The organism is Cobetia sp. L2A1 (genome assembly GCF_009796845.1).
Lineage (GTDB): Bacteria > Pseudomonadota > Gammaproteobacteria > Pseudomonadales > Halomonadaceae > Cobetia.
This window is the reverse complement of sequence record NZ_CP047025.1, coordinates 91,811-116,103: the sequence shown is the minus strand read 5'-3', so window position 1 is coordinate 116,103 and position 24,293 is coordinate 91,811. Positions and strand designations below refer to the sequence as shown.

Sequence of the window (24,293 nt, the reverse complement as noted above, 5' to 3'; positions counted from 1 at the left end):
GTTGAAGCCCCAGCTGCTCCGCTTCATCCTTTGTCAGTGCCGGCAGGAGAGGACATCATGAGCATTCACCCCTTGCACCAGCGACACAATTCCCTACTTGCCTGGCAGCATTCCTCACGTCCTATTGAGCGCCGAGCGATGCCACGGCCCAGGCCCGATGATCCGGGCCCAATGGCACTACCACCGCCCAGCGCCTGGCATGGATTGGTCATCGGCACTGGACTTGCCCTGTTGTGCGCCGCGCTCGTGATCGCTGGGGTCTACAGTGCACGTGCCAGCATGCCAACGCATGGCCTGAAGGTGGCTGCTCCCGATGTCGTCAAACAGACATTCGTCACACAGCCTTCAAGGGCGAGCTTCTCATGGCAAACGCCATCGCACGTGATCGCGACTTCATCATCAGATACGGCCCACAAGGCCAGTCCTCGTAGCCTCTTCATGTAATCGAGGCGATACCGGTGCTCCAGACGAGCACGGCATCATGCAAAACGGCCACCCTAGGGTGGCCGTTTTTCTATCGACAACGGAATAGCGGCGGTGCGCCTGCTACCTTCATGAAGAGCATGTTATCGAAGCGTGAAAATCCCGAGGATCAGTCGTCGAAAGGATCTTCTACTGTCTCTGCATCGACAGCATCATTCACGCCATCCATGACAGACGGATCCGCCAGCCATTCGTCGAGCTTGGCATGCGCCTGCTCAACGCCATCGTATTTCAGCGATGAGAACAGCTGCACGGTAACGAGGTCTTCCCATTCTTTCAGGGCATGACGCACCTTCTGCAGACTGGCAGCCGCGGGGCCACGCTTCAGCTTGTCAGACTTGGTCAGCAGGATATGGACTGGCATCCGTGCCTCATTGGCCCAGCCCAGCATCATCTGATCGAACTCGGACAGCGGGTGACGCACATCCATCAACAGCACCAGACCGCGCAACGCCTGACGCTTGCGCAAGTAGTTGGACAGATGTGTCTGCCACTCCCGCTTCACCTTCTCCGGCACCTTGGCATAGCCGTAGCCCGGAAGATCCACCAGGTGACGACCGGTTTCACCGATGGTGAAGTAGTTGATCAGCTGAGTACGGCCAGGCGTCTTGGAGATACGCGCCAATGCCTTCTGGGAAGTCAGGGCGTTGATGGCGCTCGACTTGCCCGCGTTGGAGCGACCCGCAAAGGCAACCTCTGCGCCAACGTCGGTCGGACACTGAGCTAACGTCGCGGCACTGATCAAGAAGCGTGCCTGACGATAATGGAGCTTGTGGGTCGAAGTGGCTGATTCGGCCATGAGGATTCTGAATACCTGTTGAAGGCGGACGTCCCGCCCGCGCGACATCACGAGAGAGCAGAAGAAACGACCGGTGAAACGAAAAGAGCGCCGCAGGCCCTGTCATTACGTTGACAGGCAGACACACGGATATGCGTAGGCATTGAATCAGTGTGGCGCTGGGCTGGCGACAGGCACATTCACGCGCCCTGAGGGGATTCGCTATACTCCCGCTGTGGCAAGTGTCGCGATCATGATGGCTTAGTGTACCACTCTGCTCTCACAGCCTGCGAGATGTGCGGTGCACTTCCCGATAGATGAATATCACCATCACAGACACATGATGATGCATCCGGCCTCAGGCCCAGCCCAGTGACAGGGAGCAGTGAAATGTACAAGCTGATGAGATCATTGCAGAGACCCTCATGGCTGCTGAGCCTGATGCTGACAGCAGCTACCACGGGTATCGCTACCGAGGCTATCGCGGCTGACAACACTCCTGTCGCCGATGCCAGTGCCGGGCAGACCAAGACAGCCACCTGCGCGGCCTGTCATGGCATGCAGGGGATTTCCCCCGCGTCAGCTTTTCCTCATCTGGCCGGGCAGCAGGCACACTATCTACGCAAACAGATTGCAGATATCCGCGATGGCCGACGCTCTGTTCCTCAGATGGCAGGCACCACTGATAGCCTGAGCGATCAGGATATTGCCGACATTGCGGCCCATTATGCTGCTTTACCCGCCCACCAGGGCCAGGCCGAGCCTGAGGCTGCCGCAAAAGGCGAAGTGCTTTATCGCGCGGGGTCGCTGACCAAAGGCATCGCGGCATGTACCGCCTGCCATGGCCCACGGGGCAAGGGGCTTGATGCCGCTGGCTATCCCGCCCTGGCAGGACAATTTCCTCAGTACACCGTCGCTGCGCTACAGGCCTTCCGTGCTGGCACACGAGACAATGATCCCAATGCCATCATGAGCACCATTACAGCGCAGATGAGCGACAGCGACATGCAGCAGGTCGCTGAATACTTGCATGGGCTGCGCTGAGGCATCCACCGACACAGCTATTACGTACTTATCTTCGCTAGCGGCGAGCTCCCTCATCACTGGCGTTCATGCGCCGGTCAACCTTGTCCCGCTAGGCTGACACAACAGCGTTTGACACGTGTGCGGGCAGCAGTATCGACAGCAGCAGCCCGTGGCACGCATACTCGACGTATCGCTAATGTTTCCGAGTGTATTGCTCGGACATGTCTCAACTCGATGGAGATGTTCCATGATGTGGAAACCACTACTGACTCTGGTGGCGGGCCTTGGCCTGTCAGCAAGTGTTCTCGCGGCTGAAGCCGGCAAGGATTATCAGGTGCTCGATGAACCGGTAAAGACCGATGTACCCGCCGGTAATGTCGAAGTGGTTGAAGCCTTCTGGTATGGCTGCCCGCACTGCTACAAGCTGGAATCCAATCTGGAGCCGTGGGTAGCAGAGCTGCCGAGCGATGTAACCTTCAATCGCCTGCCCGCCACGATGGGCCAGGACTGGGTCAAGCACGCTTACGCGTTCTATACCGCGAAAGACCTGGGCATTCTCGACAAGACTCACAAGGCCTTCTTTGACGCCATCCACAAGGATGGTCAGCGCCTGACTGATCCGGACGACATCGCCAAGTTCTACAGCGATTATGGCGTCAGTGAAGAAGCCGCCAAGAAGTCTCTGACATCCTTCGGCGTGAAGAGCCAGGTCAATCAAGCCCACGCCCAGATGCGTGCCTACAAGATCATGGGCGTTCCAGCACTGGTCGTTGATGGTCGCTACGTCATCTCGCCAAGCACTGCTGGCTCACTGCCGAACATGATCAAGGTGGCTGACGAGCTGATTAAGCAAGTGCGTGAAGAAAAAGCCGGCAGCAAGGACGCCGCCTGATGGCATTGGCCGCTAATCCGGTGGCCGCCAGCTCAGTGGAGGACGCCGTATCAAATGACACGGCGTCCCCTCTGCGCATCCTGACCTTCAATATGCAGGTCGGTATCCATACCGCGGCGTGGCACCACTATGTCACCCGCGGTTGGCAGCACCTATTGCCGCATCCCAAGCGCCGCAGGCGCCTGGAGCTGATCGCCGGTGCTATCACGCCCTACGATATCGTGGGACTGCAGGAAGTGGATGGCGGTAGTTTTCGCTCCGGCAACGTCAATCAAGTCGATTCACTGGCTGATACAGCAGAGTTTCCATATCACTATCAGCAGCTCAATCGTAATCTTGGGCGCCTGGCACAGCATAGCAATGGCCTGTTGTCGCGCCTGCCGATCAGCCATCTTGAGGAGCACAGACTGCCTGGTACCCTACCGGGACGCGGGGCAATACATGCGCGCTTCGGTGATGGCGAACATGCGCTACACGTCTTCGTGACCCACCTGGCACTCGGTGCACGTATCCAGCGCAGACAACTCGATTATCTGGGTGAGCTGATCGCCCCCCTCAAGAATGTCATCGTGATGGGTGACCTGAACTGCACGCTAGCGCAACTCCGGCTACACAAGGATTTCTGTGAGGCGTTGGATTCACGCCCCAGCAAGGCTATCAATAGCTACCCTGCCTGGCAGCCAAGTCGTGGGCTTGACCACATCCTGGTTTCCTCCACGCTACGCCTCAGCCACCCCGGCACTCTGTCGCACCTTTTCTCCGATCACCTGCCGATGGCGGTGGAAGTGCATCTTCCAGCACCGTGCCGCAAGGCCATTGGGCTCATCTAACTCCTCTGCTCCCCCTTTTGAACACTCTACTCACTTATCTGATAGTTTTCTGATACTTGTGCTTCTGCTGTGACTCATACCCTCTCAATCCCCCGCAACAGCTCGCCCTACCGATCCTCTTTGATCGCTTTCTCTGTCCAATCAGCAACATCCTTCGCGCTAACCACTCACTATCTCCATGAAATATAAGGTAAAGCTTGCCTGTCAGACCAATGATCCATTTGTAGTTGCAGTCCCACTCGCTACTCTTGGCCTGTCTGAGACGTGGACTCATCGTGATCATGGTGGCAATGAAGGAATAGTGGAGCATGACAGTGCAGCCCCTACAGGTCGCCAGCGTGGAATAGCGTTGTCTACCAACCCCCATTCCCTCATTGCTGCTATCCGTCACTAGCCCCAACATGAGGAAAGCCTGAATTTAAGGGAACGGTGTTGAGCGGAGCACCACGTCGCCTGACAACAACAACGCCAACAAATACCACCTGCTACCCGCAGGCCAAGGGGATTCCATGTCTGCCACTGCCTCCACCCCCGGCTGGCTCACAGGGCTCGACCGCATGACCGAAGGCTTGGGACGTTGTGTATCCTGGCTGGTCGTTATCATGATGCTGGTCGAATTCGCTATCGTGATGCTGCGCTATGCCTTCAACGTCAACAGCATCCAGATGCAGGAATCCGTGATGTATATGCACGCGGCCGTCTTCCTGCTTGCCGCCAGCTATACCCTCAAGAATGACAATCATGTGCGGGTCGATATCTTTTATCAGCGCATGTCACACCGTGGAAAGTCGCTGGTCGATCTCGGCGGCACGCTCTTCCTGCTGTTTCCGGTAATGATATTCATCTTCCTCACGAGCTTCGGCTACGTGGGCGATTCCTGGCGAATTCACGAATCCTCGCCAGAGTCTGGCGGCCTACCGGGCGTCTATCTGCTGAAGACACTGCTTCCTGCCATTGCCGTGCTGATGCTGCTACAGGGCGTGGCTGAGGCTGGCCGCCATCTGCTGTTCCTGTGTGGCCGCCTGCCATCACCGCATGCGAGCGAAGACACCCCCGATCACGATGAGGAGCTGGTGTAATGCTCGATATCATGCCGCTGCTGCTATTCGTGTGTATTTGTGGAGTCCTGATGCTGGGCTATCCCGTGGCGTTGTCACTGGCAGGCACAGCACTGGCATTCGCTGGACTGGGAATGGGGATGGATGCCCTGGGAATCACGAACGGCGTCTTTGATGCCAGCTTCCTGTCGGCCATGCCCAATCGCCTTTATGGCACCATGACCAATCAGACCCTGCTAGCTGTCCCGCTGTTCGTATTGATGGGCGTCCTGCTGGAGAAGTCGAAAGTTGCCGAGACCCTACTGGATGCCATGGCGCTGATGTTCGGCTCCTTGCGTGGTGGGCTGGGCATCTCTGTCACCATCGTCGGCATGCTGCTCGCGGCCTCTACCGGTATCGTCGGTGCCACCGTCGTGACCATGGGCCTGCTGTCTCTGCCGACCATGCTCAAGCGTGGTTATGACCCATCACTGGCGACCGGTGCCATCTGTGCAACCGGTACGTTAGGACAGATCATTCCGCCCTCTATCGCACTGGTACTGCTGGGCGACGTGCTGTCTTCAGCCTACCAGCAGGCTCAGCTGTCGATGGGTATCTGGAGCCCGAAGACCGTGTCGGTGGGTGATCTCTTTATCGGTGCCCTGATCCCGGGCCTGATTCTGGTAGTCGCCTATATCGTCTATATCGCCATCGTCGCGTGGCTGAAGCCCGAGAAGGCGCCGGCTGTCGATCGTGACGCGCTGCTGGAAGAGCTTGGGCACACCGGCAGTATTGGCTTGTTGCTACTCAAGGGTCTGGTACCGCCGATCGTATTGATCGTCTGCGTACTGGGCTCGATTCTTGGCGGGCTGGCGACGCCGACAGAAGCTTCTGCCGTGGGCGCCTTCGGCGCACTCATGCTGGCGGTAGCCAATCGCAAGCTGAGCTTCCAGACCCTTACCGAAGTCGTTCGCTCCACGACGCATGTCACTTCGATGGTGTTCCTGATCTTGATCGGTGCGGCGCTATTCTCGCTGGTATTCCGCGGCTTTGGCGGCGAAGAAGTTGTTACCGAGATCTTCGAGAACATGCCTGGCGGTGTCATCGGGGCCACCCTCGTGGTCATGCTGGTGATCTTCCTGCTCGGCTTCATTCTCGACTTCATCGAAATCACCTTCGTGGTAGTGCCGATCGTCGGTCCAGTACTGCTGGCCATGGGACTCGACCCCATCTGGCTGGGGATCATGATCGCCATCAATCTACAGACGTCCTTCCTGACGCCACCCTTCGGCTTCGCGCTGTTCTACTTGCGAGGTGTGGCACCCAAGGAAGTGACGACAGGCCAGATCTACAAGGGTGTGATCCCATTCATCGTGATTCAGCTGTGCATGCTCGGCGCACTGGCGGTATTCCCGGGACTCGCGACCTGGCTACCGGCACAATTCTAGATCGATGACAAAAATGAAAAGCCGCCCCTTGGGCGGCCTATGAAAATGGCGGGCTTGCCCGCTGGCTGATGGGAGAGCCGTCATGCGGCTCATGCAGATGTGTCATATCCGGTGGCCGCTTGACGGCACACCTTCTGCCCACAAGTTGTCCACAAAAACAATCGGGCACTTCAAGGAGCACACCATGCAACTTAACAAGCTCGCCTTCGGTATCGCCGTTGGCACCATGACGGCCATGGGCACACTACCGGCAATCGCCAATGCTGCTGACACCTACAACTGGAAGATGGTCACCTCGTGGCCGAAGAACTTCCCCGGGGTAGGCCAAGGCCCTGAACGCCTTGCACGACTGGTCGATGAGATGTCCGATGGACGCCTCAAGATCAAGGTCTATGGCGCAGGACAACTAGTACCGGGTTTCGAGGTTCTCGATACCGTCTCATCCGGTACTGCGCAGATGGGCCACTCGGCGTCCTATTACTGGAAGGGCAAGGCACCGGAAGCACAGTTCTTCGCCGCAGTACCTTTCGGCATGACAGCGCAGGAAATGAATGCCTGGCTGCACTACGGTGGCGGTTTGGCGCTATGGAACGAGGTCTACGACAAGTTCGGCGTCGAAGTGATGGCGGGCGGGTCTTCCGGCGTCCAGATGGGCGGCTGGTTCAACAAGGAAATCAATTCCGTCGCTGACCTCGATGGCCTCAAGATGCGTATGCCGGGTCTTGGTGGCGATGTCATGCAGCAGATGGGTGTGGCTACCGTCAGCATGCCGGGCGGCGAAATCTTCACCTCTCTGCAATCTGGCGCCATTGATGCGACCGAGTGGATCGGGCCGTATAACGATCTGGCTTTCGGCCTCTATCAGGCAGCCAAGTACTACTACTATCCGGGCTGGCACGAGCCGACCGTCACCTTCGAAGCCATCGTCAACGACAAGGCCATGGCCGAGCTACCGGATGACCTGAAAGCCATCCTGCGCTCTGCAGTGCGTGACGTGAACCAAGACATGCTCGACGAGTACACCGCGCGTAATAACGATGCACTCGAGACATTGATCAACGAGCATAAGGTCGAGCTGCGTCGCTATCCGCAAGACGTACTGGACAAGGCTCGCGAGCTATCGCAGGGTGTCGTGAAGAAGCTTGGCGATTCCAACGAACTGGCGGGGCGCATCTATGAGTCCTACACCACCTTCGAAGGCAAGGTCGAGAAGTGGCACGAAGTGTCCGAGCAAGCCTATCTGAATGCGCGTAATCCGGAAGGCATCAAGTAAGACAGCAACAGACTAGGCCGGAGCGCCTCATGCGCCCTGGCCACCGTTCCAATGCTTGCAGCCGCTCCTTCGGGGGCGGCTTTTTTGTGGCTCCATGAAGCATCGACATGGGTGACGTATTGGTTGAGCCTCAGCTCTCGAGCAGGAAGGTTACCGGCCCATCATTGAGCAGCGATATCTGCATGTTGGCTCCGAAACGACCGGTCTCTATTCCAACGCCTAACACTGCACCGCGCAGACGTGCCTGCTCAATCAGATACGTGAAGAGACGCTCACCCTCGGCCGGCGGCGCAGCGGAAGAGAAGCTCGGTCGCATACCACTGCCGGTATCTGCTGCCAGCGTGAACTGAGAGACCAGCAACAGACTGCCACCGGCCTGCTGCACGTTGAGGTTCATCTTGTCCGCCTCATCAGCGAAGACCCGATAGTGCAGCAATTTGTGAAGCAGCTTGTCGGCGCGCGCCTCATCATCACCCTTTTCAATGCCCACCAGGACCAGCAGGCCGCTGTCGATAGCGCCAATGTTCTCGTTTTCTACCATCACCTCCGCCTGGGTGACGCGCTGGATCAACGCTCGCATACCGCTTGCTCCCTGAATAATGGATCGATCGCTCATGACTCACATGATCGGCTGAGCATATCAGACAAAAACACCCCATCGGCCGACGCCGGTGGGGTGTTTTTTATTGCGGTAACAGCAATCCTGAACGACAGGCATACCAGCCTGAATGGCACATACCAGCCTGAATGGCACATACCAGAGACGATATTCGTCAGTTGGCGAGACTCGGCAAGAACAGCGCAATCTGCGGGAACAGCATCAGCAACACGGTGGCCAGTAGCAGTAATGCGATAAACGGCGGCGTGCCACGAATGACGTCCATGTAGGGTTTTCGGAACACCGCCACCGCCGTGAAGATATCGCAGCCGAAGGGAGGCGTTGCCGAGCCAATTGCCGCCTGCAGCGTCACCAGCGTACCCACCAGTACCGGATCAAGCCCCGCTGCATCCACTGCCGGCGCAAACACGGGTGCCAGAATCAGAATCACCACGATGGGATCAACGAACATGCAGCCCACGAAATACGCGACGGCGATGACTGCCAACAGCGCCAACGCATGCTCCGACAGATAAGGGATATAGCCGCCGAGGATGGCATCCGGGATCTTGGCGAACGAAATCATCCACGAGAAGCCGGCACCCGCTGCGACGAGGATGAACACTACCGCCGTGATCAAACCAGTCGAGAAGGCCACGCTGGGCAGGTCTTTCAACGTCACGCCACGATAGATCAGCATTTCCAGAATCAGTGCGTAGATCACCGACACCGTCGCTGCCTCCGTAGGTGAAAACATCCCTGAATAGATACCCCCGATGATGATGACGGGAAAACCGGCGGGCAGGCTGGCGCGTTTGAGCGCCTTGATGCGCGCAGACCAGTCTGCCTTGGGCTGAGGCTCGATACCCAGCTTCCATGACTTCCACATGCAGTAAAGAGAGAACAGCACCAGAATCATCAGCCCGGGGCCAATACCGGCGATGAACAGGTCACCCACCGAGGTGCCGGTCGCGACACCGTAGATGATCATCCCGATGGAAGGCGGAATCAGCAGCGCGATATCCGAGGCATTGATGATCAGCGCAATGGTGAACTTGTCACTGTAGCCGGCCTCCAGCAGGCGAGGGCGCAGTGGCCGTCCCATCGCCACTACTGTTGCCTGGGTAGAGCCGGACACGGCACCAAATAGCGTACAGCCCAGTGCGGTCGTGACCGGCAGTCCGCCACGCCAATGACCCACGAAGCGCTCAACCACATCCAGCAAACGCTGTGCCGTTGAACCCTTGAGCATGATATCGGCTGCCAGGATGAACATCGGCACGGCCGTCAGTACTACCGGCTGCAAACCGCCGATCATCTGCTGGATTACCAGTTCAGGCTTGAGGAAGGGGAAGTCGGTGAACAGCAAAAAGAAAGTACCTACACTCAGCGGCACCATCATGGGCACCCCAAGTAGCAACAGCCCTACCATTACAAGCAGGATCCACATGGGCAGTTCCGTCCTTAGATCAGTTACGTCTTTGTTTTTAAAAGTGTTCGCTAAATGACAAGGTGCTAAAAGCCTCGCTGGCATGTCTGAGAACGAAAATGACAGACATGTCTGGCGAAGGTGCCTTACAAGGCACCGCTACCATCGGGCTCATCGTTATCATCGATTTCTGAGGTCTGCCAGGACAGCCAGGATCCACTGGCAAGCAGGTTACGCATGATCGCCATCAAGTACTGGAGCGCACCGAGCGCCAACCCGACAGGCACCACCGCATAGAGAATCGCCAGCGACCAACGCAGCGAGGGGGTAACGCGGCCCGATTTCGCCAGACTTTGGAGATACTCGACCGCTAGCCATGACAGGTACGCCAGCAGTGCGCAGGTAATCACCTGCCCCAGAATCAGTAGCGTCTTGCGCAGCCAAGGCGGCGCAAAGTCCAACAGCGCCGTCACGCGAATATGGCGACCAGCACGCGCACCGTAGCTGATCCCCAGAAAGGTCAGCCATAGCTGCAGAATCTGCATCAACTCCTCAGTGAAGGGCAGGCTGTGATTGAACACATTGCGCCCGATGACATTGGCGATGCTGGCCGTGGCCATGCCGAACACGCACAGTACGATCAACCAGCGCTCGACATGCGCCAGGCCGCGATCACTGCGCTCAAATAGTCCCGCCACACTCCGCAGTGATGCTGGCAAATGAGCCAGTGGGTCGGACGGCGCGCCTTGACCGTCTGCAGCAGTGCGAGAATCGGATGGAGACTGACTCATGGAGTGACTTCCTGTCGGCTTGGCTTACTGTTGATTGGGCCATCCATCGTCGAAAAGGCGACAATCCGGCTGATTTCACTAAAAATAAACGCATCGTTAGCGTTATTCGTTGGATGCATACAAAAGGGCACCATTATTTCCGTTTTTGGAAAACATGCTCTAACGTTATTAGAGACCATTGCTTGCATGACACCAGGAGCGTGATCGACATCTCAAGCGTGCCCAGCACGCAACGGTAAGCCATTAGCATCAGACAGCCATACCAATGGCTCCATCATTCATAATAATTTCTAATCACGTCATCCGATTTGGTAATTTTTTTATTATATTAAGGATGGCAATATTATCTAAACGATGCAAGCTGGACAGCGGGTGAGCAGTCAAGCCACCCGATGCTGATGGAAAAACAGACCAGGAGAACAAGATGACCATGCAGTGGACCCCGTCACCCGAACAACACCGCGAGACGACCCCATCACAGGTACCTGTTCGCCTTTCCGCCCTGATCAAGGGAATAGCACTAGCCTCCAGTCTCGGCGTATCAGCCTTCGTCTCTGCTGGCGTCCAAGCGGATACTTGGCGTTTTGCGCTGGAAGAGGTTTCCGGTAGCGTGCAGGACGCCTATGCCCAGGAGTTCAAAGAGCGTATCGAGAAGGCTTCAGACGGAGATATCGATGTCGAGATCTATCCCTATGGCGCTCTGGGCACCTCTTCCCAGCTCACTGAGCTGGTGCAGAGCGATGCCATCCAGCTGACTTTCGCCTCGCCTGGCCATCTGGCCTCGGTGATTCCGGAGGCCGGCGTCTTTACGCTGCACTTCCTGTTCTCTGACGATAATGCCGTCAACGAGAAGGTGCTGGGCAGCTCCAAGGCCATCGACATGCTGTCGGACGCCTATACCGAGCAGAATCTACAGCTGCTGGGCGTGATTCCGGAAGGCTGGATGGTTTGGACGGGCAACCGTGACATCGAGAAGCCAGCCGACATGGAAGGTTTCAAGATTCGTACCATGACCTCACCGATCCTGGTTGAGACCTATCGCGGCTACGGTGCCAACCCGACACCGCTACCGTATTCAGAAGTCTATTCCGGCTTGCAGCTGGGCCAGATCGATGGTCAGGTCAATCCCGTATTCGCCATTGAGGAAATGAGCTTCTACGAGGTTCAGGACTACATGATTCAGGCGAAACAGGCGCAGTTCATCACGACCCTGGTGGCCTCCAACGATTTCTATTCAGGATTGGATGACGACCAGCGTCAGATTCTGGACAAGGTGACCGACGAGATGCGCCCCTACATCTTCGAAAAGCAGGAGCAGTACAACGCGGAGCGCCTCGAGAAGATCAAGAAAGACAGCGATATCAAGGTCATAACGCTGACCGACAAGCAGCGTGATGCCTTCCGTCCGGCAGGCGAAAAAGGCTGGAAGGTCTTCCGCGAGCAAGCAGGGGAACGCGGCAGCAAGATTCTCGATACCTTGCAGGCTGATATCAAGACCGCTGAAGGCAAGTAAGCCGTACTCTCAGGCATGGCAACAGCCATGCCTGATGCGGCAAAAAGAACGCCCCGCTCGGAGATCCGAGCGGGGCGTTTTTCATGGTGTTTTTACGCGATGTCTTTTGCGCGACTCAGGCCAAGCAACAATTGCCCTAGCAACAATTGCCCTAGCAACAATTGCCCTCGCAACTATTGTCCCAGCAACTGAGCGCGGAAGTCGTCCTGCGCAGGGGCGTCCCCCAGCCAGATGCCAAACAGGCCATTGGCCAGTAACAATGAGTCACTCGTGAAGATGACCGTATCATTGAGCGCCAGCGTCAATGTCCCTCTTCCACCTCCGGCAGCCTGCCACTGCAGCGCATAGCGATCGCCCGGCACCACGTTGCGATAGGCAGCATTGAAACTCTTCAACGCCGCCTCGACAGCCGTAAAGTCACTTGTCGATAGATTCCTGCGCACGCCCTTGGTAGTCGCCTTGGCAAAGTCTTCAGCATCAATGGCGTGAAAATACTCCAGCACCAAACGCCGCGAGACATCATTCAAGGGCGCCGGGCGCGGACGCCGGGCATCCTGATAGTAGGCGCCCACATAGGCATCCCACACCATGTAGGTGAAGAGCCCAGTACCGATCAGCGTCATTGACTGACCACCGGGCGCGGCTATCTGATCAGCAAAGCTGACGCCCTTGATCTCGGCAGCCACTACCTGCGGACTCATGGCAGCCGTCAGACAAATCATCAGACTAGCCACTCGCAGTCGAGGCGGCAGCACGCGAAGCAGAGGCAAGCGGAACAGTGATGAAGGCATGGTTTTCACTCGTCAATGAAGCAACAGGATAGGAAACATCAACCACATCACACCGCGTCGTTTTGATACCGCGGCGGTGAGTTACCTATCACCACAGCGCATGGAAGTGATGCACAGGGCCGCGACCCTTGCCTACGCTGAGTTGATCCGATGCGCGCAAAGCGCCCAATAGCCATTCACGCGCTTCTTCCACGGCCTGTGGCAACGATCGCCCCTGAGCCAGACGCGTCGTAATGGCGGAGGACATTGAGCAACCGGTGCCATGCAGGTTATCGGTCTCAATACGCGGCGCGCACAGCCACTGCTCCCCCGCATCGCTGACCAGCAGGTCATCACATGCCTGTCCCTCAAGCGCCCCACCCTTGATCAATACCGCCTTCGCGCCTCTCGCGCGCAACTCACGTGCGGCCACTGGCATGTCACTGCGGCCAATCAGACGACGCTCTCCCAACAGTACCGCAGCCTCGTGCAGATTAGGCGTAATGATGTCTGCAAGCGGTACCAGATATTTGGCCACGGCGTTGATAGCCGCGTCATTGACCAATGCATCGCCGCTCTTGGCGACCAGAACCGGGTCTAGCACGATCCAGGGTGGCCGACGCTGGAGCAGACGATCCGCCAGCATTTCCGCGACCAGCGGGTCTGCAATCATGCCAATCTTGACGGCTCGGATATCAAGGTCATCGAGTACGGCATCCAGCTGCGCGGCAATGAACTCGCGCGATACGGCCTCTACACTGCGTACACCACAGGTATTCTGAGCGGTGAGCGCAGTGATCACACTGGCCCCGTAAGCGCCCAGTGCAGAGAATGTCTTGAGGTCGGCCTGAATACCAGCTCCTCCCGAAGGGTCAGAACCCGCAATCGTCAGGACGCACGGAATAAGCATGCAAGAAGCTCCCGGAAAATGGCATGGACATGCGACCAGCATACCCGAGCTGGACGGGGAAGAAAGCCACCATGATCGCTCTCATGCCGTGACCAGTGGAAGACTCACAGATGGATGAAGTCACAGATGGATGAAGTCACATCGCTACTGTCACTGGCATTGATCGCGCTCGCCAGTGCCACCTTGCTGCCCGGCGGATCAGAAGCAGCACTGGCCGGCCTCTGGTACCAAGGACACACACCATGGCTCCTGTGGGCTGCAGCCACGCTGGGCAATACTCTCGGCAGCCTGATCAACGTCGCAATGGGGCGCGGTGCACGGCGCCTGCGGACGAAGCGCTGGTTTCCGGTATCGCGTCGAGCATTGGCACGCGGCACGCTCTGGTATCGACGCTTCGGTGCCTGGAGTTTGCTGATCAGCTGGGCCCCCATCATCGGCGATCCGCTGACCGTGCTGGCGGGAGTCTTCCGACTTGCATGGTGGAAGAGCGTGGTATTGATCGTGATCGCCAAGGGCGCGCGCTATGCCCTGCTGCTGCTAGCAGCCGACCAATGGCTGAGCGGCTGGTGTGGCTAACACTGGCTGGCAGACCCAAGCGACCTCTATCAACACCGCGACATTCGCGTTAGCCGTGCTATGCTGACAACCACATGCTGCAGCGCACAATAAATGACGATATATCCCTATCGTCACCGCCAAGATGCTACGTGAAAGAGGCATCCGCGAAGGCAATACCCTACCGGGACTAGCGGCGCTGCCGGAGAGGAGAAGGTTTCATGCGTGATACATCCTGCGACTTCTGTGCCGACGCACTCAATATTCTGGTACTCCAGGGCGGCGGGGCATTGGGGGCATATCAGATAGGCGTATTCGAGGCGCTCACCGAGGCCGGCATTCAGCCTGACTGGGTCGTTGGCACGTCCGTCGGCGCCATCAATGGTGCACTGATCGCCGGTAATCCGGATGGCGAGCGCTTGCTCGCGCTGGAAAAATTCTGGTACGGCATTGCCCAACCCGCCACCAGCATGGGCGCGGCCTTCCACCCCTGGGAGCGCAGCGTTGCGCGCACCTCGGCGATGGTATTCGGCATTCCGGGATTCTTCCGCCCACGCCCACTGTGGACAGTGCCCTTGTGGCAGAGCTTCTTCGGCGAGCCTCCCAGCCTTTACGACACAGAGCCACTGGGCGATACGCTCAATCGATTGGTGGACTTCGAGCGTCTCGATGCCCGCCATCCTGAGAACGTGCGTCTGTCGGTAGGTGCGGTCAACATCGGCAGTGGTGCCCTGCGTTATTTCGATTCATCGCATGAAGCGCTGGACCATCGCCATATTCTCGCCAGTGGCGCACTACCACCCTCCTTCCCGCCGGTCTGGATCGATGGCGAGGCCTATTGGGACGGCGGCCTCTACTCCAATACGCCTGTCAGTTGGGTACTGGCTGAGCACCCACATGGAGAGACAGTGGTCAACTGCTACGTCATCGACCTGTGGAGCTCCGATGGCAAGGTGCCTGAGACTCTTCAGGAAGCTCAGCTGAGAGAGAAGGATATTCAGTACTCCAGCCGCGCCGGTGAGCACCTGAACCTGCTGGAAGAGAATCAGACGCTGCGCATGGGCATCGAGAATCTGGCGAATCATCTACCGGAAAGCCTGCGTCAGTTGCCGGAGATTCAGGAAATTCTCTCCATGACCCACAAGCCCTCCATCAATGTGGTGCGCTTGCTGGCGGCAGCGCGGCCCGGCGAAACCTCGCTCAAGGACATCGATTTCTCACGTGCGACCATCGATGCGCGCAGAGGCAGCGGCTATGCCGATATGCATGAAGTGCTCAGTCGCTGCAGTCAGTTTGCGCCGTTACCGTACAACATTGGCGTAGTCGTACGTAACTTCACCCGTAATGCCGAGGGTGAGCTGGTCAGCCTGTCGACGCAAGAAGCCAGCCATGTCGTCGGCGAGAGCGACGACGATCAGCCGGCTCAGGCCGTCGGGCGCTAATCGCCGAGGGATTCCCGTTCGTCGCGGCCGACCTGCCCAGACTATCCACACCCCCTTTTGCTTGCCACGGGGTGTGGATAACTCAGTCTCCACTTGGACTCTGCGCCGCCCCAAGACGTAGGCATTCCTCTGCCGTCAGCTCGCGCCACTCACCGATGGCCAGTCCCTCGAGTGTCAGCCCCGCGACCGATTCACGATGCAGCCACACCACACGATTGCCTAGTGTTCGCCACAGTCGCTTGACGTGATGATGGCGGCCCTCGTGCAGCGTCAGTCGTGCCTCGGCTGGTGCCAGAAACGCCAAAGTCGCCGGCAGGGTAGGCCGCGGATCATGCTCCAGCAATACGCCTTCCGCCACACACGCGATGGCACTGATTTGCTCAGTGTGTGACAACGGCTGCGCCAAGGCCATGCGATACCCCTTGGCGGGGCCCTCGAGGCCGGCATCACTGATACGTGATGACACATCGCCATCGTTGGTCAGCAATAGCGCGCCAGTCGTCGCGCGATCCAACCGACCGACATGATGAATCTCTGCCAGCCAGTCATCGTCTTCGCCGCGCGCCTTGAGTGAGGCACGCAGTACGTCAATGACAGTGGGATGCTCGGGGTCATGGCATGCAGTGACGATGCCGGCAGGCTTGTTGAGCAGCACATGACGCGGACGGCGCGCGACCTGCAAGCAAGCGCTCAACGCAGAGTCGCTCGCTGACAGATGAAGCGCATCGAAGGGCCCCACGTCATGCAGTGGGTCACGTATCGTCTGCCCGTTAACCTGCACCTGCCCTGCCGCCAGCGCCTGCAAGGCGAGGCGACGGTTCAGCTGCGGCTGACGCGTCAGCCAGCGATCCAGCCGCATCGATCAGTCCGCTGCCTTGAGTTGAGCTTCCATCTCTTCAAGCGCTTCCTGTGCCTCAAACCATTCGGCTTCGGCATCATCGAGACGACTCTTGATCTCCCCCTGGCTAGCCAACAGCTTCGTCAATTCAGTCTTGCGATCAGCCTCATACAACGTGGCATCCCCCAGCGCTTCTTCGACGGCATCCAGCTCACCTTGCGCCTTGCTCATCCTTTCCTCAGCCTTGTCGCTGACCTTCTTGAGCGGACGCAGTTTCTCGCGCAGTTCGGCTGCCAGACGACGGGCTTCCTTGCGGTCTGGCGTGCGCGTGCTATCGGCGCCTGCATCAGCATCCTTCTGGGCGCGCGCTTCACGGCGCTCGCCTTCGGCACGTGCCTTGAGCCAGGCGCGATAGTCGTCGAGATCACCATCAAAGGGCGTCACGCGGCCATCAGCAATGCACCAGAATTCATCGACACAAGCACGCAGCAGGTGACGATCGTGCGAAACGAGAATCACGGTGCCCTCGAAAGTTGCCAGCGCATCGGTCAGTGCCTCGCGCATGTCGAGGTCCAGATGGTTGGTCGGCTCATCGAGCAGCAGCAGATTGGGCTTCTGCCATGCAATCAACGACAGCGCCAGGCGTGCCTTCTCACCACCGGAGAACGACCCCACCAGGGCGTACACTTCATCGCCGTGGAAGCCGAAGCTGCCAAGGAAGGTACGCACTTCCAGCTCACCCGCCGTCGGCGATAGGCGCAGTATGTGATTGAACGGCGTCGAGGACAGATCAAGTCCATCCACCTGATGCTGGGCAAAGTAGCCAATCGCAAGATGCTCACCCGCAGTGCGCTGCCCCTCTACCAGATCAAGCTCACCGGTCAGCGCCTTGATCAGCGTCGACTTGCCGGCACCGTTGGGGCCAAGCAGACCAATCCGCTGGCCTGGCAGTAACGAGAAGCGCACACCGGAAAGCTGCGGTGGCTGATCGGGATAACCGATCACTGCGCGGTCCAGTCCTAGCAACGGATGTGAAATCTTGTCGGCGCACGGAATGGTGAAGTGGAATGGCGAATCGGCCTTGACCGCGGCCGTCTCTTCCATGCGTTCCAGCATCTTCATGCGGCTCTGGGCCTGACGTGCCTTGGTGGCCTTGGCCTTGAAACGCCGCACGAAGTCTTCGATCTCGGCGCGGCGCGCCATGGTCTTCTCGTGCTCAACCTGCTCTCGCACCAGTCGCTCGGAACGCGTGCGCTCGAAGCGGCTGTAGTTGCCCTTGTAGACGACCAGCTTGCGACGATCAAAGTGAATGATGTGATCACACACCGCATCGAGAAAGTCACGATCGTGCGAGATCAGCAGCAACGCACCAGGATAGCGAGCGAGCCACTGCTCAAGCCACAACAGCGCATCGAGATCCAGGTGGTTGGTGGGCTCATCCAGCAGCAGAAGATCTGACGGCGTGAAGAGTGTCCGCGCCAGATTGGCCCGCATCCGCCAGCCACCGGAGAAGGCCGCCAGCGGCTGGGTCAGCTGTGCCTGAGTGAAACCAAGGCCGACCAGCAATTGCTCAGCGCGAGCGCGAGCGGTATAGCCATCGAGCGTATCGAAATGAGCATGCAGCTCTGCCTGACGCTGGTGCTCCTCCTTTTCTTCTGCGGCTGCCAGCGCACGTTCTGTCTCACGTAGCGCATAATCACCATCGATGACGTAATCGACGATCGGTCGATCCAGTGCCTCGATTTCCTGCGCCATGTGCGCTACACGCACGCCGCCCGCCAGTGACACCGTGCCACTGTCCGGGATCAGCTCGCCGAGAATCAGGCCAAACAGGCTCGACTTGCCGGCACCGTTGGGGCCCACGATGCCCGCCTTGTGGCCGGCATGCAGCGTCAGGTCTGCTTCGTCGATCAGCGGTGCTCCGCCGCGTTGCAGGGCGAGCTGGCGCAGTGCAATCATGACAACCTCGATCAAGAATAAGGGACGTCGGCACCCTTCCTGTCATGCCCTGTGAGACACCTCTTGGAAGCTGCGCCAGACAACGAGCGCTACCCCTGACAGGGTTTTATCTACACAGACATATACCGAAAAGAGAGGACCGACTTGATGGGCGCACATTCTACCGGATTGTGGGACTACGCGCTGTCCCTCTACGCACAGCCGGCCCCTCCGGACCTGCCAACCACTCATTCCAGTCGCGTGGCATCACCCTGCGACGTGATGAGTGCCTGCCTGTTACTGCAAGACGAGGCTGGACTCGATGTCTGCGAGCTACTGTGGATCCACTGGTTAGCAGCACATGGCGTAGTACTGACCGCCTCCCCTACCCGCATGCTGGAGGGCGTACGTGATTGGCAGAGCTGGATGACCGGCATGCTGCGCGAGCGTCGCCAGCAGCTCAAGCAGGAACTTGTCAGTGCGGATGCGGCTATCGACTCTGCCGCCACTCAGCGTCTCGAACGCCTTTATCAACAGCTTAAAGCCTGCGAGCTCTCAGCTGAGCAGGAAGCACTCGCCCAACTGGAGGCCTTGAGCCCTGTCTTGCAGAACGTGACGCAGCGTTCCAGTCTGCGCACACCCTTTGCCAGCCTCGAAGATCCACTGCTGGCCTTTCAGCACTCACTGGCATTATTGAGCGGTCAAACACACCTCAACGAGGGTGATCTGCCAACGGCGCGCGCTTTACGTCTACTTGCATTGACGCACGTGCCTGCCATCAAGGCAGATGCGGAACTTGTGCGCGGCTGTTAGAGTCGGAGTAACACTAGGGCACGAGGATGGCCATATCATCCTGGTGCCCATCGTGCTTTTCGGGCCCGTCTCTGGCCCATCTCATCCTGAAGGAGTTTTCATGAAACAGCTGGTTAGTGCCGTCGCGCTCGGCGCCCTCCTGGTCACCCCGTTCAGCTTTGCCGCAGACAAGAGTCTCGCGAACGAGCAGGCACAGCTCAGCTATGGCATCGGTGCAACTCTGGGCAAGAGCCTCTCCCAGGACATCACCGACCTGGATCTGGATGCCTTCACTCAGGCTGTGCGTGATGTCTACGCGAAAGGCGACATGAAGATGAGCGATCAGGAAATTGCTGATGCGCTCTCCAAGTTCCAACAGAAGAAGATGGAAGAGCAGAAGAAGGTGGCCGAGCAGGAAGCCACGGACAACAAGGCTGCTGGCGACAAGTTCCTGGCGGATAACGCCAAGAAAGACGGCGTGAAAACGCTGGATTCCGGACTGCAGTACAAGGTATTGAAATCCGGTGAGGGTGACTCTCCGGCCGCGGAAGATACCGTCAAGGTGAATTACGAAGGCAAGCTGCTGGACGGCACAGTCTTCGACAGCTCCTATCAGCGCGGTGAGCCGGTCAGCTTCAAGGTCAACCAGGTCATCAAGGGCTGGCAGGAAGCACTGCAGGAAATGAGCGTCGGCGATACCTGGATGCTCTACATCCCGGCAGACCTCGCCTACGGCAAAGCCGGTACTGGCGGCCCGATCGGCCCGAACGAGACACTCTCCTTCAAGGTTGAGCTGCTAGACGTGACCAAGGCTGAAGCCAGCAAGTAAGACCGATCAGACAGTCATGTCTAATCTCGGTAACAGAAGAGCCGCCCTTGGGGCGGCTCTTCTTGTTTGGGGGACACCCTCACCAACACTTCACATCAACACTCGCTAATATCCGATGAATACTTGCACAGTAGTGTGGCAAAAACTGCCCAGCCAGCCTGTGGATAAATCTGTGGGAAAGCTATTGACCACAGGTTGATAATCAAGGGGTATAAACGCCAATGCGGCAGTGATGCCGCTTGGCTGCAAAGTGATCACTGACTTTCACTTATCGCATTGACTATCGTAACTTACTGTTTTAAAAGAATATAATAAATTCACTATTTCGACAGCTGCGTTGCAGATTCGACACTGCATGATTATCCACAAAATTTCCAACCGACCCTTGCCAACTTGTGGACAATGTGTATTTGCCATCGAATTCTGGTGAGAATCATACGCCTCACACGGTGACTGACAACGCCTCATAGATCAGCTACTCGTGGGTCTCGTTCAATACGCGTGTCAAGCCAGCCCGAATACCTGCGGCCCCGGGAGAAAACGGAATACGGTCGTAGATTCGACCCTCGCTTGAGACGAGATAAAGTGCGGCACCGTGATCAATGGTGTAACCCAGCGCTGAATCCGGTGCCTCGACACGTCGATAGCTGACACCGTAACGACGGGCGATCTCAGCCAGTGATTCATCGCTGCCGGTGACGCCGATGAAGCGCGGCCCGAAATGCCCCGTGTACTCTGCAAGGCGCGCAGGAGTGTCGCGCTCAGGGTCCAGCGAGATCATCACTGGCACAACACGGGCAGCAGTGGCAGGAGGTAGCTCTGCCATCACCTGACGCAAGGCCGCCAGCGTCATCGGACAGACATCCGGGCACTGGGTATAACCGAAGTAAAGTGCGACGACGGGCGTGGCTTCTGCCACCGTGGCTGCTTGCCCCATGCTGACCTCTGACAGACGGAAGTCACCCTCGCTCGACGTCAGGTGGATAGGACCACCGAGGCTTGCCCATGCCTGCATGCCAGCGACCGGCGCAAGATCACGCTGCGCCTGCTGCCAGGCCACGCCCGCTCCCACCAGTGCCGCGATACCGATGATGCCCAGTATCAACCAAGTCTTGGTCAGCGTTCTCTCGTCGTGCATGCCTTACTCCCGAATGACACACCCCTGATACCTGGATATCGGACACTCAAACGCCAGGATTCAGCGTCATTAGTCACTGCGCTCACTGGCAGAGCGCCCGTCACTGCGAAATAGCTGACTCACCGAGCTTTCGAGGTGCTCCGCGGTAGACGTCTGTGGATGGCTGTCAAAATCAAACCAACTACCGAGGCGTCCACGCTCAGTCGTGACAATCACCTGCGCCCGCCATGCCATGGTCGCACTGCTGCAGAATCCCAGTTGCCCTTCTCCGAGCCATTGCTGGCGCTCAGCACCCTGAGCATCAGTGCTCGTCAACATGCTGCGCTTGAGACCCATGTCCATATGGCGCCCGATGAAATCAACCTCCACTGCTTCTGGCGCCACGCCTTCGGTCACGACATGAATACCCAACGGTGTCAGCGGGCTGATATCACCCTCAAGCGAGAGCGTCACTCGCCCAAAACGGCCAAGCTCAGCACGGCAGGGGGAATGGCTTAACTCACAGGATTGATTGGGCGCAAACCAGGTGACCTTGCCATTACTACCGTCACGTACAAGGTAGTAGTCGATCAGATAGTACAGCGAGACCACGATAGTGATCAGCGTCACCACAATCAGCAGATTGAGCAGTGGCGGGCGGGCGTTATCTTCTTCGGCGCGATACATGGCAATTCCGATGACAATCCGGCGCATGGCCGGAAGAGAAAAAGAGATCGTCGCTGAGTACTGGCATCACTGAGCACACGGCGACATGCCAATACGACACATGAATGAATGCGGCGATATGTGTCTCATGGCAAGCTTATCAGGCTGATGGTTGGCATCCTGCACGTCTTATCCTACCTCCAGACGAGGAATCAGAATGGCAAGTGTACAGCAGGCGCTCGGCCCCCTCTTCCTCTTGATTGTTGTCGGGGCTCTGCTGGGCTGGAGGCGCTTCCCGGGTGAAGGCTTCTGGAATGAGATGGAGCGGATGATCTACTACATCCTGTTCCCCGCCATGCTGGTGTCTACGCTGGCACGTGCTGACATGGCAAGCGTACCGGTCATGTCGCTAGCCAGCGTGATGCTGGGCGCCATGCTGATATTCTCCGTGGTGCTATGGCTATGCTGGCGGCATGCACCCAACTGGCTGAACCGTCACCTGGGTGATGCAGCTTCCTTCACCTCGCTGTTTCAGGGCAGCATTCGCTTCAACAGCTATGTCGGTGTCGCCGGTGCCGCCGCACTGCACGGCGCAGCTGGTGCAACGGTCGCCGCCGTCGCGCTGGCATTGATGGTCCCTGCAGCCAATCTACTGTGCGTGATGGCCTTCATCGGGTCAGGCACTCTGGGAGAAGGCGGTCTGCTGCGCTCACTCAAGGCGCTGACTCGCAACCCTCTGGTGCTCGCGTGTCTGGCAGGTACCGCACTCAATCTGAGCGGAATCGGCCTTCCTGGCTGGAGTGGCGATGCCATCAGTCTGCTGGGACGAGCCGCGCTGCCACTGGGACTGGTCGCAGTGGGGGTCGCCCTTCGCCCTCGCGTGTTGATTACCAGCGGCAGCGTGGCGTGGTTGGCAAGCCTGCTCAAGCTGATGGCAATGCCAGCTCTGGTCGTCGCGTCATGTCAGCTGGTGGGACTGACGGGCATCGCGCGGGATGTCGCCATCCTGTTTGCCGCCCTGCCCACCGCGACGTCCGCCTATATCCTCGCCCGCCAGCTGGGCGGCAATGCCGAGCTGATGGCCGCGCTGATCACTGCCCAAACGCTACTGGCGATGCTGACACTGCCTTTCTGGCTGACCCTCTGACGCCATTCATTGAACTGGGCACAAGAAAAAGGGCATCCCCAAGATGAGGATGCCCAAGACCGTGACTAGCTTGATGAGGAGAAACACCGTAGCGGGGGCCTGACTCCGCCACTACGGATGGGCTTTCGCCCTGCGATGTCTGCCCGGACACCGCACAGACAAGATAATCATTCTCATTTGCTTTTGCAAGGCAAATGCGAAGAATTTCTATTTAAGTTTTATCTTGTGCAATAGCCGATGTGAATACCCGCAGCTCAGCGTGCAATTCGACCTCCAGCTCAGACAGTGCTTCGGCACGCGCCAGACCCTCGCGCTCTGCACGATAGAGATGTGGTGTCATGGTCAGCAGATCCCGAATCTGCTCATTGCTGGCCAACGACAGTCCTGCGTACAGATGTTCGACGTCGCTCTCACTCGTAAAGCCAGCGGCCTCGGCAGCACTCAACCCCGCCTCGCCACGCGCAGGTTTCAGCTCACGGTAGAGAATCTTGCGCAGTGCCAGCAGATGCTCAGCTCCCGCTTCCAGCAGCACGACGCGGCCACCGGGCTTCAGCACACGGGCGAATTCCTGCCAGACGGGAAAGCCGAAGGCGCAGATCACGACGTCGACGCAATCATCTTCCAGCGGCAGTGCCGCATTGGTACCGACCAGCCAGGCCGCATCACGGGACTGCCTGGCGGCTGCCAGCACCGCATGCTTGGAGATATCCAGACCTGCCGCTTCCAATATGATGCCTTCTTGCCCCGCCGCATGGGCGAGTTGACGCAAGTAATAGCCTTCACCACAGCCGGCATCCAATACTCCCAAGGACGCACCGCCCAGTGGTGTGTCCACGCTTTCCACCACGCGACGAGCCAACGCTTCGGCCAGCGGCAGGTAGCCGCCTAGAGCGAACAGCCGCTGCCGCGCCACGACCATCGCCTTGCTGTCACCGGGATCAAGGCTGCGCTTGCGCTGCACCGGCAACAGGTTGACATGCCCCTGACGGGCGATATCGAAACGATGCCCGTCGACACAACACCAGCTCTGGCCATCACGCGTCAGTGGCTGGGCATCCAGCGGGCAGATCAGTGCCGTCAGCGGTGTCATGGTCGGGAGATCAGCCGAATCGGCAATAGGCGTCGTCATGGTCAGCAACTCTCGGGACGAGGAAAGGAAGGAGCAAGGTCAGGTAATGCAAAAGGACGCAG

Annotated in this window: 24 protein-coding genes; 13 read left to right on the top strand and 11 right to left on the bottom strand. The window is 58.2% G+C overall.

Annotated features, from left to right (window positions below; translation table 11 throughout):
• Nucleotides 1–57: 57 nt before the first annotated feature.
• A complete protein-coding gene (locus GQR90_RS00540) occupies nucleotides 58–444 on the top strand; it encodes a hypothetical protein (RefSeq protein WP_158772449.1) in 387 nt (128 codons plus the stop codon).
• A 148-nt stretch (nucleotides 445–592) separates the two neighbouring features.
• Here the strand turns inward: GQR90_RS00540 and yihA are convergent, their stop codons facing one another.
• A complete protein-coding gene (gene yihA, locus GQR90_RS00535; protein ID WP_158772448.1) occupies nucleotides 593–1,282 on the bottom strand; it encodes a ribosome biogenesis GTP-binding protein YihA/YsxC in 690 nt (229 codons plus the stop codon).
• Between the two features lie 369 nt (nucleotides 1,283–1,651).
• Here yihA and GQR90_RS00530 point away from each other — a divergent pair, with 369 nt between their 5' ends.
• The 6 genes from GQR90_RS00530 (at nucleotide 1,652) to GQR90_RS00505 (ending at nucleotide 7,767) form a co-directional block, all read left to right on the top strand.
• Nucleotides 1,652–2,305, top strand: coding sequence for a c-type cytochrome (locus tag GQR90_RS00530; RefSeq protein WP_233266363.1), 654 nt, complete (start codon nucleotides 1,652–1,654; stop codon nucleotides 2,303–2,305).
• Nucleotides 2,306–2,537: 232 nt separating this feature from the next.
• Nucleotides 2,538–3,179, top strand: coding sequence for a thiol:disulfide interchange protein DsbA/DsbL (locus GQR90_RS00525; RefSeq protein ID WP_158775198.1), 642 nt, complete (start codon nucleotides 2,538–2,540; stop codon nucleotides 3,177–3,179).
• Complete coding sequence (locus GQR90_RS00520; protein ID WP_158772447.1) at nucleotides 3,179–4,009, top strand: endonuclease/exonuclease/phosphatase family protein; 831 nt, start codon at nucleotides 3,179–3,181, stop codon at nucleotides 4,007–4,009. Before GQR90_RS00525 ends, GQR90_RS00520 begins: the two co-directional genes overlap by 1 nt.
• Before the next feature lie 509 nt (nucleotides 4,010–4,518).
• Nucleotides 4,519–5,088 (top strand): TRAP transporter small permease subunit, encoded by a 570-nt coding sequence (locus GQR90_RS00515; RefSeq protein ID WP_158772446.1) that lies wholly within the window; start codon nucleotides 4,519–4,521, stop codon nucleotides 5,086–5,088.
• Nucleotides 5,088–6,494, top strand: a complete 1,407-nt coding sequence (locus GQR90_RS00510; RefSeq protein ID WP_158772445.1) for a TRAP transporter large permease — start codon at nucleotides 5,088–5,090, stop codon at nucleotides 6,492–6,494. Before GQR90_RS00515 ends, GQR90_RS00510 begins: the two co-directional genes overlap by 1 nt.
• A gap of 226 nt (nucleotides 6,495–6,720) precedes the next feature.
• A complete protein-coding gene (locus GQR90_RS00505; protein ID WP_233266501.1) occupies nucleotides 6,721–7,767 on the top strand; it encodes a TRAP transporter substrate-binding protein in 1,047 nt (348 codons plus the stop codon).
• Nucleotides 7,768–7,897: 130 nt separating this feature from the next.
• Here the strand turns inward: GQR90_RS00505 and dtd are convergent, their stop codons facing one another.
• The 3 genes from dtd to GQR90_RS00490 all read right to left on the bottom strand — a co-directional run bounded on the left by dtd (nucleotide 7,898) and on the right by GQR90_RS00490 (nucleotide 10,585).
• Nucleotides 7,898–8,347 (bottom strand): D-aminoacyl-tRNA deacylase, encoded by a 450-nt coding sequence (gene dtd, locus GQR90_RS00500; RefSeq protein WP_158772443.1) that lies wholly within the window; start codon nucleotides 8,345–8,347, stop codon nucleotides 7,898–7,900.
• A 193-nt stretch (nucleotides 8,348–8,540) separates the two neighbouring features.
• Complete coding sequence (locus tag GQR90_RS00495; protein ID WP_158772442.1) at nucleotides 8,541–9,815, bottom strand: TRAP transporter large permease; 1,275 nt, start codon at nucleotides 9,813–9,815, stop codon at nucleotides 8,541–8,543.
• A gap of 125 nt (nucleotides 9,816–9,940) precedes the next feature.
• On the bottom strand, nucleotides 9,941–10,585 hold the full coding sequence (locus GQR90_RS00490) for a TRAP transporter small permease (RefSeq protein WP_158772441.1): 645 nt from the start codon (nucleotides 10,583–10,585) through the stop codon (nucleotides 9,941–9,943).
• 424 nt (nucleotides 10,586–11,009) lie between these two features.
• Between GQR90_RS00490 and GQR90_RS00485 the strand changes: the two genes are divergently transcribed.
• Nucleotides 11,010–12,098, top strand: a complete 1,089-nt coding sequence (locus tag GQR90_RS00485; protein WP_233266362.1) for a TRAP transporter substrate-binding protein — start codon at nucleotides 11,010–11,012, stop codon at nucleotides 12,096–12,098.
• 173 nt (nucleotides 12,099–12,271) lie between these two features.
• Here GQR90_RS00485 and GQR90_RS00480 read toward each other — a convergent pair whose 3' ends face one another.
• Entirely contained in the window at nucleotides 12,272–12,889 is a 618-nt protein-coding gene (locus GQR90_RS00480) for a chalcone isomerase family protein (protein WP_158772440.1), read from the bottom strand.
• A gap of 88 nt (nucleotides 12,890–12,977) precedes the next feature.
• A complete protein-coding gene (thiD, locus tag GQR90_RS00475; protein ID WP_158772439.1) occupies nucleotides 12,978–13,778 on the bottom strand; it encodes a bifunctional hydroxymethylpyrimidine kinase/phosphomethylpyrimidine kinase in 801 nt (266 codons plus the stop codon).
• A gap of 126 nt (nucleotides 13,779–13,904) precedes the next feature.
• On the opposite strand from thiD, the gene GQR90_RS00470 reads away from it, so the two are divergent.
• Nucleotides 13,905–14,354, top strand: a complete 450-nt coding sequence (locus tag GQR90_RS00470) for a YqaA family protein (protein ID WP_158772438.1) — start codon at nucleotides 13,905–13,907, stop codon at nucleotides 14,352–14,354.
• A gap of 200 nt (nucleotides 14,355–14,554) precedes the next feature.
• A complete protein-coding gene (locus GQR90_RS00465) occupies nucleotides 14,555–15,775 on the top strand; it encodes a patatin-like phospholipase family protein (RefSeq protein ID WP_158772437.1) in 1,221 nt (406 codons plus the stop codon).
• Between the two features lie 82 nt (nucleotides 15,776–15,857).
• On the opposite strand, the gene GQR90_RS00460 is transcribed toward GQR90_RS00465, so the two are convergent.
• The gene (locus tag GQR90_RS00460; RefSeq protein WP_158772436.1) at nucleotides 15,858–16,634 is read right to left on the bottom strand and encodes a pseudouridine synthase; all 777 of its coding nucleotides are present in this window, start codon (nucleotides 16,632–16,634) and stop codon (nucleotides 15,858–15,860) included.
• Nucleotides 16,635–16,637: 3 nt separating this feature from the next.
• Nucleotides 16,638–18,572: an ATP-binding cassette domain-containing protein gene (locus GQR90_RS00455; RefSeq protein WP_158772435.1), complete on the bottom strand. Its 1,935-nt coding sequence runs from the start codon at nucleotides 18,570–18,572 to the stop codon at nucleotides 16,638–16,640.
• A gap of 147 nt (nucleotides 18,573–18,719) precedes the next feature.
• On the opposite strand from GQR90_RS00455, the gene GQR90_RS00450 reads away from it, so the two are divergent.
• Together GQR90_RS00450 and GQR90_RS00445 are read left to right on the top strand one after the other, a co-directional pair.
• Complete coding sequence (locus GQR90_RS00450; protein ID WP_158772434.1) at nucleotides 18,720–19,364, top strand: TIGR02444 family protein; 645 nt, start codon at nucleotides 18,720–18,722, stop codon at nucleotides 19,362–19,364.
• Nucleotides 19,365–19,464: 100 nt separating this feature from the next.
• Nucleotides 19,465–20,172: an FKBP-type peptidyl-prolyl cis-trans isomerase gene (locus GQR90_RS00445; protein ID WP_158772433.1), complete on the top strand. Its 708-nt coding sequence runs from the start codon at nucleotides 19,465–19,467 to the stop codon at nucleotides 20,170–20,172.
• A gap of 475 nt (nucleotides 20,173–20,647) precedes the next feature.
• Here GQR90_RS00445 and GQR90_RS00440 read toward each other — a convergent pair whose 3' ends face one another.
• A complete protein-coding gene (locus tag GQR90_RS00440) occupies nucleotides 20,648–21,310 on the bottom strand; it encodes an SCO family protein (protein WP_158772432.1) in 663 nt (220 codons plus the stop codon).
• A gap of 69 nt (nucleotides 21,311–21,379) precedes the next feature.
• Nucleotides 21,380–21,976 carry a hypothetical protein gene (locus GQR90_RS00435; RefSeq protein WP_199269451.1) on the bottom strand — a complete coding sequence of 199 codons (597 nt, stop codon included), beginning with the start codon at nucleotides 21,974–21,976 and terminating at the stop codon, nucleotides 21,380–21,382.
• A gap of 196 nt (nucleotides 21,977–22,172) precedes the next feature.
• On the opposite strand from GQR90_RS00435, the gene GQR90_RS00430 reads away from it, so the two are divergent.
• Entirely contained in the window at nucleotides 22,173–23,102 is a 930-nt protein-coding gene (locus tag GQR90_RS00430) for an AEC family transporter (RefSeq protein ID WP_158772431.1), read from the top strand.
• 211 nt (nucleotides 23,103–23,313) lie between these two features.
• Here GQR90_RS00430 and GQR90_RS00425 read toward each other — a convergent pair whose 3' ends face one another.
• On the bottom strand, nucleotides 23,314–24,231 hold the full coding sequence (locus GQR90_RS00425; RefSeq protein WP_158772430.1) for a putative RNA methyltransferase: 918 nt from the start codon (nucleotides 24,229–24,231) through the stop codon (nucleotides 23,314–23,316).
• Nucleotides 24,232–24,293: the final 62 nt, after the last annotated feature.